This is a genomic window from Bdellovibrionota bacterium (genome assembly GCA_035292885.1).
In the GTDB taxonomy this organism is placed as follows: Bacteria; Bdellovibrionota_G; JALEGL01; order JALEGL01; family DATDPG01; genus DATDPG01.
Map to the genome: position 1 here is coordinate 1 of DATDPG010000133.1, position 8,982 is coordinate 8,982.

11 protein-coding genes are annotated in these 8,982 nt (G+C 58.2%); 8 read left to right on the forward strand and 3 right to left on the reverse strand.

Features of this window, described 5'->3' with window-relative positions:
• The 6 genes from VI895_10125 to VI895_10150 form a co-directional block, all read left to right on the forward strand.
• A partial coding sequence (locus VI895_10125; protein ID HLG20153.1) for a tetratricopeptide repeat protein occupies positions 1 to 1,151 on the forward strand: 1,151 nt, incomplete at its 5' end.
• 176 nt (positions 1,152 to 1,327) lie between these two features.
• A complete protein-coding gene (purD, locus tag VI895_10130; GenBank protein ID HLG20154.1) occupies positions 1,328 to 2,608 on the forward strand; it encodes a phosphoribosylamine--glycine ligase in 1,281 nt (426 codons plus the stop codon).
• Positions 2,608 to 3,102 (forward strand): 5-(carboxyamino)imidazole ribonucleotide mutase, encoded by a 495-nt coding sequence (purE, locus tag VI895_10135; GenBank protein HLG20155.1) that lies wholly within the window; start codon positions 2,608 to 2,610, stop codon positions 3,100 to 3,102. The genes purD and purE overlap by 1 nt, the downstream gene beginning before the upstream one ends.
• On the forward strand, positions 3,099 to 3,722 hold the full coding sequence (locus tag VI895_10140) for an L-threonylcarbamoyladenylate synthase (protein HLG20156.1): 624 nt from the start codon (positions 3,099 to 3,101) through the stop codon (positions 3,720 to 3,722). Before purE ends, VI895_10140 begins: the two co-directional genes overlap by 4 nt.
• On the forward strand, positions 3,723 to 4,970 hold the full coding sequence (locus VI895_10145; protein HLG20157.1) for a DUF1015 domain-containing protein: 1,248 nt from the start codon (positions 3,723 to 3,725) through the stop codon (positions 4,968 to 4,970).
• Positions 4,971 to 5,173: 203 nt separating this feature from the next.
• Complete coding sequence (locus tag VI895_10150; GenBank protein HLG20158.1) at positions 5,174 to 5,770, forward strand: hypothetical protein; 597 nt, start codon at positions 5,174 to 5,176, stop codon at positions 5,768 to 5,770.
• 45 nt (positions 5,771 to 5,815) lie between these two features.
• On the opposite strand, the gene hemB is transcribed toward VI895_10150, so the two are convergent.
• Positions 5,816 to 6,796 (reverse strand): porphobilinogen synthase, encoded by a 981-nt coding sequence (gene hemB, locus VI895_10155; protein HLG20159.1) that lies wholly within the window; start codon positions 6,794 to 6,796, stop codon positions 5,816 to 5,818.
• Between the two features lie 172 nt (positions 6,797 to 6,968).
• On the opposite strand from hemB, the gene VI895_10160 reads away from it, so the two are divergent.
• Both VI895_10160 and VI895_10165 read left to right on the forward strand, forming a co-directional pair.
• Positions 6,969 to 7,163 (forward strand): type II toxin-antitoxin system HicA family toxin, encoded by a 195-nt coding sequence (locus tag VI895_10160; GenBank protein HLG20160.1) that lies wholly within the window; start codon positions 6,969 to 6,971, stop codon positions 7,161 to 7,163.
• 45 nt (positions 7,164 to 7,208) lie between these two features.
• Positions 7,209 to 7,622, forward strand: a complete 414-nt coding sequence (locus tag VI895_10165; protein ID HLG20161.1) for a helix-turn-helix transcriptional regulator — start codon at positions 7,209 to 7,211, stop codon at positions 7,620 to 7,622.
• On the opposite strand, the gene VI895_10170 is transcribed toward VI895_10165, so the two are convergent.
• Together VI895_10170 and hemC are read right to left on the reverse strand one after the other, a co-directional pair.
• Positions 7,623 to 8,417 carry a uroporphyrinogen-III synthase gene (locus tag VI895_10170; GenBank protein HLG20162.1) on the reverse strand — a complete coding sequence of 265 codons (795 nt, stop codon included), beginning with the start codon at positions 8,415 to 8,417 and terminating at the stop codon, positions 7,623 to 7,625.
• Positions 8,414 to 8,982: hydroxymethylbilane synthase (gene hemC, locus VI895_10175; protein HLG20163.1), on the reverse strand; the 569-nt coding region annotated here is incomplete at its 5' end. The genes hemC and VI895_10170, both read right to left, overlap by 4 nt.

Here is an 8,982-nt window from a genome sequence, read left to right on the forward strand (position 1 = left end):
ATCGAGCGAAGGAGTTTTACGAGCGCGCGCTGCGCGGAAGCCCGGGAACGGTGCCGGCGCGTTTGGCGCTCGCTTTCGTGCATAGCCGGATTCTCGGCGACGAGAAGCTGGCCGAGCGTCATCTGCGGGATATTCAGACCCGTTACGTCCGGTTTGCGCGTCCCGAGGAACTCTTCGAGGCCCAGCAAGAACTTATTCGCATCCTTCTTAAAACCGGCCGGAAAGGCGAAGGCCATGAGATCGCCCTGAAGTTCCCGGTGTTGGCCCACGGCGCGGAACGAATCGCCATTGCCAAGGCGTCTCTTATGGAAGCGGATGGTCATCCGAAGGAAGCGATTTCCACTCTGGAGGAGGCCCTGCGATCCAATCCAACGAATTTTGAATTGGCGTTCGCCTATGCCCGAATGTTGGATCGGCGGGGGACTTCGGATCAGGCGATTCGAGCGTATCGGACCCTCATTGAGCTGAAACCGGAGAAGCTTCTCCCCTACCTTTACCTGATCAACGTCTTTGCTCAGGTCAAACGGGAGGAGGAAGCGGTCGACGTGGCAAACGCGGCTGTCACGCGAGCCGGCCTCGAAGATCCGTCGAATCATTGGATCCCCCCGCAAGATCAATTCGAGGAGGTTTCCTGGGAGCCTCTCACGCGACGATTTGAAACGTTGAACCAGCGCCGATCGACGGCCGTCACGAACGCCCTCCTCGGACTGACCTGGACTCAGCGGTGGCTCGACTACCGCGGCGCGGCCCATCTTCAGAAAGCGATCCCGTATTTGCAGAGAGCCGTGGACCTCGACTCGAAATCGGAATACGCCCCCCTTTATCTGGGGCGGGCGTACTTTCATGCGGGCAATCTGGGGTCCGCAGCGGCAACGTTTCGATCGGCGCTCAAGATTAACTCCAGCAGCGCGCCGGCTCATTATTGGCTCGGCGCTACGTTGCAGCGAAAGGGCCAGCTCAAACAGGCGGAGACGGAGCTCACCAACGCGCTTGCCGACAAGGAGTGGGAATACCGTGCGCTCAATCTTATGGGCGACCTGGCAAAATCACGGGGAGCTTTAAATGAAGCGGAGGATCTTTGGCGGGATTCTTTGCGAAAATCCCCCCTATACGTTCCGCCTTGGAAATCTCTGCTGGATAGCGCCGGATAATATCTGCCAGGCTGTTCAAAAAAGGTCTCAGTTGCGAGGCCGCCGCAAACGAGCGACCGGAGCAGCCTTTTGGCTGGCTGTGAGGATCGCGAGTGCAGCGGCAACGAAGCAAATGAGCCTTTTTCAACAGCCTGCGTTTGACTTCGCCCGGTCCGGACGCTAGTTTCGGCCGCCTCATGCGACTCCTTCTGATCGGCAGCGGCGGCCGCGAACATGCCCTTTGTTGGAAACTGGCGGCCGGTCCAAACGTCGAGAAGATCTTCACCGCTCCCGGCAATCCCGGAACAGCTCAGGTGGCCAAGAATCAAAACATTGCGATCCCGGCGGACGATATCGAGGCACTGGTAGGCTTTGCGTCGACCGAAGGGATCGACCTGACGGTGGTGGGGCCGGAGAAACCGCTGGCCGATGGGATCGCCGATCGCTTTCGCGCGCGGAATCTTAAAATTTTCGGACCGGTCAAAGCGGCGGCCCAGCTCGAGGCTTCCAAAAGTTTTGCCAAGAATTTGATGAACGAAACCGGGATCCCTACGGCGGATTTCCGGACCATTTCCGACGTAAAAGAGGCGTATGAATATCTGAAGTCGGCGCGATATCCGCTCGTCTTGAAGGCCGACGGTCTGGCGGCCGGCAAGGGAGTCAGTATCTGTCCCGACGCCGAGACGGCGAAGGCTTTCGCGTACGACTCGATGGAGAAATCCAGGTTCGGAAGCGCCGGAAAAACGATTGTGGCCGAAGAGTTTCTGGCCGGGGAAGAAGCTTCTTTTCTCGTCGTGGCCGACGGCGCCCACTATGTGCCGTTGGCGAGCGCGCAGGATCACAAGCGATTGCTGGATGGGGATCAAGGACCCAACACCGGCGGAATGGGAGCCTATTCTCCGGCGCCGGTCGTCACGGAACCCCTGCAAAAGGAGATTTGCCGGACGGTCATCGAACCGGTTCTCGCCACGTTGGCGAAACGGGGAGCATCGTTCGTAGGCGTTCTCTACGCAGGGTTGATTGTCACGCCGTCCGGCCCGAGAGTGTTGGAATTCAACGTCCGGTTCGGAGACCCGGAAGCCCAAGCGATCTTGCCGAGAATCGACAGCGACCTTTCGGAACTCTTGATGTCGGCGGTTCGCGGGAAACTGGCCAATACCACTGTCGCTTGGAAGAAAGAGGTCGCGCTCACGGTCGTCCTGGCCGCCGAGGGATATCCGGGAAATCCAAAGAGTGGCGCCGAGATCCGCGGAACCGATTCCCTCGCCCCCAACGCCGTCTTGTTTCATGCCGGAACGAAAATGCAGCAAAACCGCCTCGTGACGGGAGGGGGGCGGGTCTTTTCCGTCACCGGCCTCGGATCCACTTTTCAAAATGCGGCGGACGCCGCATATCGGGCAGCCGATCAAATCCGCTTTGACGGCAAGATCTGCCGGCGGGATATCGGATGGCGCGCCATTCAACGAAAGGACAAGTAATGAAACCGAGTGTTCTGATTGTCATGGGAAGCATTTCGGATCTGCCTCTCTTCGAAGACGCGGAGAAAATTCTCAAGGAATTCGGCATCCCCTACGATATTCAGGTGATGTCGGCGCACCGCTCTCCCAAACTCGTCGCTCAGAAGTTCGAACAGCTGCCCAAACAGGTTCAAGTCGTGATCGCGGCGGCCGGAGGGGCGGCGCACCTCGCGGGCCTCGTGGCCGCCCACACGACAAAGCCGGTGATCGGCGTGCCGGCCACCTCGACGCTAAACGGCCTGGACAGCCTGTTGTCTACGTCTCAAATGCCAGTGGGCGTTCCCGTGGCAACGATGGCCGTGGGTAAACCGGGCGGTACAAACGCGGCGATCCTGGCGGCTGAAATCCTGGCTCTGGCGGATCCGGCTTTGGTGAAGAAGCTCGAGGATTACCGAAGTTCTTTGGTGAGCAAAATTGAAGCGGCCAACCGCGATCTTCAAAAAAGCCGCCAATGACGAGAATCGTCCCCGCCTCCCCAACTCTTTCGGAGGCGATCGCCCTCCTCCGCGGAGGCGAGATCGTGGCCTATCCCACGGAAACCTTTTACGGCCTGGGCGTGGACGCCCGAAATGATGAAGCCGTCCGCGCGCTTCAGAAATTAAAAAATCGTTCCCAAGGAAAACCCTTTCTGGTGATTCTTCCCAGCGCACAAGCGCTCGCGCAATTCGTGGAAAAGATCCCGCCTGCCGTCCATACGCTGATCGAGCATTTCTGGCCGGGCCCGCTCACGCTCATCCTCAAGGCGACGAACCTTTCCCCACTCCTTGCCGGATCTTCGGGCGGAGTCGGATTTCGAGTCAGCTCTCATCCCCTGGCCCGCCGTTTGGCGGAACAGTTCGGCGGCTGCATCACCGGCACGAGCGCAAATCCGGCGGATCAGCCGCCGGCCACCACCGCCCAGGAGGTCGCCCGCTACTTCGCCCAAACCGACCTTTTAATTCTCGACGGGGGAAAACCCGAGGGCGGCCACCCCTCCACGGTCGTGGACGCCACCGATCCGTCGCGTCCGGTTCTCGCCCGGCCGGGGAAAATCGACTGGCATGAACTCCAAACGTTCTTTTCGGGGGGAGTGTAAATGGCGGAGATCCGGCCTTTTCGGGGATGGCGATATGATTTGAGCCGAATCGGCAGTTTGGAGCCGATCATCGCGCCTCCTTACGACGTCCTTTCGTTGGAGCAGGCGAAAGACCTATGGGACCGCCACCCTTATAACGTCACGCGGATTATTCTGGGCGACCCTTCGGGAGTGAAGTGCGATGAAAGCGCCGACCCCGCCCGGCATGAAAAAGCGACGAGCACTTTTGAGAAGTGGAAAAGATCGGGAATCCTCGTCCAGGACGCCGAACCGTCCGTCTATCTGGTGGAGGACCGCTTCGAATGGCGGGGATCCATGCATCAGCGCCGGGGGATTCTCTGCCTCGTCCACGCCGAGGAACTGAATCGCGGAATCATTTTGCCCCACGAACGGACCCTGGCGGCACCGATCGCCGATCGCTTTCGCCTTCTCTCGCTTTCTCGCGCCCATTTGAGTCCGGTCTATATGCTTTGCGAAGATCCGGATCGCACGCTGCGATCCCAGTTCGAAAAAACGGTGACCGACGCTCCCCTCGCGCGGATTCGAAACCGAGATGCGGCTCTCGAACATCGGATGTGGAAAATCTCCGACCGCCGCGTCCTTGAGTCCATCGCGGAAACGGTCCGGTCAAGACCCTTTCTAATTGCCGACGGCCATCATCGCTACACGACCGCTCTGGCCTATGCGAAAGAACAGGGAGGCGAGCTTCCGGAGGCTTCCTGGATTTTGATCTACCTCGCACCGGTACCCGATCCCGGCGTGGTTCTCTCCTCGATCCATCGAATGGTGCAGGCTCCGCCCATTCCACTCGAAGTTCTTGAGAAGATCGCAAGTATCCGGACGGGGAAGGTCTCTTGGGAGTCGTTTGAAAAGGACAAGGCCCCCTTGGCACTTCTCAACGGGAACGAAGGGGATATGCGTCTACTTGCATCTTGGAAGGCGGACTCTCTTATCCATCCCGACCTCCGAAACGTACCGAGCGTACTCTTGAATGACGGGATCCTTCGGCCGATCTGCGGTCTGCACTTGGAACGGACCGAGGATCAACGGAAGGTGAAATACGCCCACGACGCCAACGAGGTGGTCCAAACTCTAGCGAAAAGCGGCGGAATCGGTTTTTGGCTCCGACCGCTGGAGGTCACGGATGTCCTTCGCGTGGCCGAGGCTGGACACGTTTTGCCTCAAAAATCGACGTACTTCTTTCCCAAAGTGATGGACGGTTTCGTCATGCATACCCTCGATCCTTAGGAGGGGTCGGTGTCGAACAAGCGCCTCACTCCGTCGTAACGGCCGTAACGTTGTGTGTCAGAAACTAAAAGATACGAATACAGGGGTTTGAGAAACAACAACAAAGGTTCCATCTATTTTGAATTTGACCCGGCTCTTATACTGAGCAGGTACGTTTTTCCCCTGCTTCTGAAATTTCCATACAGCGAGAGGACAAACCGACGATGAAAAACAAGAAATCTTCCCTTGGGCTTTTAACTCTTTTTCTAGCGCTTTCGGCTCTTTTGGCTTGCGGCAGCGATGATCCAATCCCCGACCCGTTGAACAGCGCCGGTCTATCGGCCGATGAAGCCACGGCGATCACCAATGCGCTCATTGATACGATGAACGCATCGAACAGCGATCTAGGCAATTCGTCCCGACTTTCCATTCGGGCTCTAACGACGAGCGTACCTCTGAGCGGTGCTCAGAACTGCCCCTTATCCGGCCATATCACGTATTCGGGCAATATCACCATCACGGTCGACACGGACGCGGGCACGAGTTCCACGTACGGCCTCGTCACGTTCAGCGTGAGCGATCCAACCAACAACCTGAACGACTGTGAAGTCGCCGTCGGTGTCATCCTGGACGGCACGCTTACGCTGACGATGTCGGGCAACTCGACCGAGGGAGTCGGCCTGTCTCTCGTGGGAACGATCGGAATTAATGAACGCGGATCCGGGGGCGGCCTGGTGCCTCGGGGCGCCTGTTTCGTGAATCTGAATGTGGCGAGAGGCAGCAGCACGGCCACCGGTTCCGTTTGCGGGAATTCGATCTAGAAAACACCCGTTTAACCACGAGTGAGCGCAGACGCTCTGGGTCGGTCAGCCGGTCGTTGACGATCGAAACCCTTTCGCCCAGTACGTGATGATCCGGTCCGCGCCGGCCCGTTTGATGGAGGTCAGCATCTCCCGCATCAGGGCGCTCTCGTCGATCCACCCGCGTGCAGCCGCCGCTTTCACCAACGAATATTCCCCGCTTACATTGTAGGCGAAGAGAGGCACATCAAATCGCCGTCTCGCTTCGGAGATGACATCGAGATAGGCCAGCGCTGGCTTCACCATGACGAAATCGGCGCCTTCTTCGATATCGGCGGCGATTTCCCGCATCGCCTGCCGGCGGTTGGCCCCATCCATCTGGTACGACTTCCGGTCTCCCGACTTCGGCGCCGACTGGGCCGCGTCGCGGAAGGGGCCGTAAAAGGCCGAGGCATATTTAGCGGCGTATGAAAGGATCGGGAGCTCCGAAAAACCGTTTTCGTCCAGGAGGGAGCGAATCGCGCCGACCCGGCCGTCCATCATGTCGGATGGGGCGACGATATCCGCTCCGCTTTCGGCATGCGAAAGAGCTACTTTGGCGAGGGTTTCGATCGAGGAATCGTTATCGATCATCTGGTTTTTGATGAGCCCGCAATGCCCATGATCGGTGTACGCGCAAAGACAAACATCGGTGATCACCACCATCGAAGGGTCCGAATTCTTGATCGTCCGGATCGCGTCCTGAACAATACCGCTCTCTTTCCAGGCTCCGGAGGCCTGGGCGTCCTTTTTCTCCGGCACGCCGAAAAGGATGACCGCTCCGACCTGTCCTTCGCGAATCTCAGCCACTTCCCGGGAAAGAAGATCGACGGAGAGACGGTCGATCCCCGGCATCGAACCGACCGGAATCCGTTTCCCCTTCCCTTCGACGATAAAGAGAGGCTGGATCAGGTCCCTTGGAGAGACGGCGGTCTCGCGCGAAAGGGATCGGAGTCCTTCCGTCCGGCGCGATCTCCGACCTCGAAAAAAGTGTTCCTTCATGATCATTCTCCTTGTTCGGCCCGCTGCATCGCCTCTACCATGCCCGCAAGCGTGGGCGAGTCGGGCCGGACAGTAACCGATACGCCGTATTCCGCAAGGCTCTCCCCTCCTCCTTGCCCGATACAACCCTCCCATATCTGGTGTATCCACTCCTTTGCGTGTGTAATGAGATGCCCCTGTGAAGAAAAAAGAAATCGAACGAAAATTAAAAAAATTCGGGTGGTATTTGCTCCGGCATGGAAACAATCACGACGTATGGACGAACGGCCAAGACCAGGTCGAAGTTCCCCGACACCCTGAAATCCATGAACAATTGGCGCGTTATGCCATCCTCAGAGTCGCCGGACGAAACCCTGGTCCAAAGAGGGGTTGATTCTTATACAAATATATTTGTATAATAGGTCTTGGGAGAACCCGCATGCTGGCTTTTGAGGGGCATATTCATAAAGATGGAAAATTCTGGCTCGTCGAGATTCCGGGTCTAAATCTCATGACCCAGGGGCGCTCAAAAACGGAGGCCTACAAGATGGCGAGAAGTGTTGTAATTGATGCGTCTGGAAACGGTCGCCTGAAATTACACCTTGGGAAAGGGCCGAGTAACACTTTCCTTATTCTTTCCGAGGATACTGACACGCTCATCCCTTTGCTTCTTAAAAAGCAGCGGCAGAAGGCGAATCTTACGGTCATGGAAGCTTCAAAACGTCTCGGCTCAAATTCCCCAAATGCCTATGGTGTATATGAGTACGGCCGGGCGAAGCCAACGCTCAAAAAGCTTGAGCAGCTACTCTCGGCCGTAAATCCAGAACATCACGTAACGCTAAAATGTGCGTGATCATTCTCCCCGTTCTGCCCGCTTCATCGCCTCTACCATGCCCGCAAGCGTGGGCGAGTCGGGCCGGACAGTAACCGATACGCCGTATTCCGCAAGGCTCTCGGCCGTGACGCGGCCGATCGCCGCGACCTTGACACGATTTGTCTTGAACCAAGTTTTTGCGCGCTCGGCCCCGCACAGCTCGAAGAACGACCGGACAGCCGAACCGGACGCAAACGTGAGCCAATCTACACACTCTCCGTCCAATATCCTTTCCAACGCCCGTTTTCCGGCTTTCGAAGCCACGGTCCGATATACCGGCACGACATCCACGATCGCTCCTTTTGCGCGCAGAGCGTTCGGAAGAACATCCCGCGCCTCCAGGGCCCGAGGGAAAAGAATTTTCGCGTTTCGAAGCGTCAGTCTTTCCGAAATCGTGTCGATGAGTTCTTCGGCGGCGCCGGCCTGCTCCGGCATCACGGTCGGCCGGGTGCCGTTTTCCTTTAACGCTTGAGCCGTTTTAGGACCGACGGCCGCCACGGCGATTTTCGGGGGAAGAGCTTTTCCGGTCTCCTTTAGGCGGGCCATAAATCCCCGGACCGCGTTCCCGCTCGTAAACACCAAGAGTTTATAGTCGGCGATCCGATCCAGCGCTTGGTCCACCTCGCTCCACTCTTTCGGCGGCTGGATTTCGATCGTCGGGATTTCGATCGGAACGGCGCCGACCTCCTCGAGCAAGCTTCGAAATTCCGGAGCCTGCTCCGCGGACCGGGTCACGACCACACGCTTCCCGCGCAACGCCGTGTGTTCGGTCATACCGCGCGGTCACCCCGAATTTCGTCGATCATCGCCCGCCCGCCCTGATCTAAAATCCGTCCCGCCAATTGCCGGGCCAATTCCTCTCCCCGATCGATCTCTCCCCTCACTTCCGACCGAATCTCTTTCCGGCCATCGAAAGAGGCGAGGACGGCGACCAAGCGGATTTCATCGTCCTTTTCTTCTCCGTAACAACCGAGCGGGACTTCGCACCCTCCCCCGACCTGGGCCAAAAAAACGCGCTCAATATCCGCCAGACGATGAGCTCGCTCGTCGTTCACGGCGCGAACGATCTCACGGGATTCTTTGTCCTCCCTCCGGCAGGTAACGGCCAGCATACCCTGGCCGACCGCGGGAACGAATTCGAACGGGTCCAATCTCTCGGATAACCGCTCAGTTCTGCCCAGCCGTTCCAACCCTGCGCAGGCGACGACAACGGCGTCGAACTTCCCCTCTTCCAAGCGGCGAAGGCGAGTGTCGAGGTTTCCGCGGAGCATGCCGATCTCAAGATCGGGGCGATGCCTTCGGAGCAATGCCGTCCGCCGCGCGCTCGACGTCCCCACGC

What these genes read in the sequence shown, in the direction of transcription:
- purD (HLG20154.1), top strand. Translation starts at nt 1,328, where the DNA reads ATGCGACTCCTTCTGATCGGCAGCGGCGGCCGCGAACATGCCCTTTGT.
- purE (HLG20155.1), top strand. Translation starts at nt 2,608, where the DNA reads ATGAAACCGAGTGTTCTGATTGTCATGGGAAGCATTTCGGATCTGCCT.
- VI895_10140 (HLG20156.1), top strand. Translation starts at nt 3,099, where the DNA reads ATGACGAGAATCGTCCCCGCCTCCCCAACTCTTTCGGAGGCGATCGCC.
- VI895_10145 (HLG20157.1), top strand. Translation starts at nt 3,723, where the DNA reads ATGGCGGAGATCCGGCCTTTTCGGGGATGGCGATATGATTTGAGCCGA.
- VI895_10150 (HLG20158.1), top strand. Translation starts at nt 5,174, where the DNA reads ATGAAAAACAAGAAATCTTCCCTTGGGCTTTTAACTCTTTTTCTAGCG.
- hemB (HLG20159.1), bottom strand. Translation starts at nt 6,796, where the DNA reads ATGATCATGAAGGAACACTTTTTTCGAGGTCGGAGATCGCGCCGGACG.
- VI895_10165 (HLG20161.1), top strand. Translation starts at nt 7,209, where the DNA reads ATGCTGGCTTTTGAGGGGCATATTCATAAAGATGGAAAATTCTGGCTC.
- VI895_10170 (HLG20162.1), bottom strand. Translation starts at nt 8,417, where the DNA reads ATGACCGAACACACGGCGTTGCGCGGGAAGCGTGTGGTCGTGACCCGG.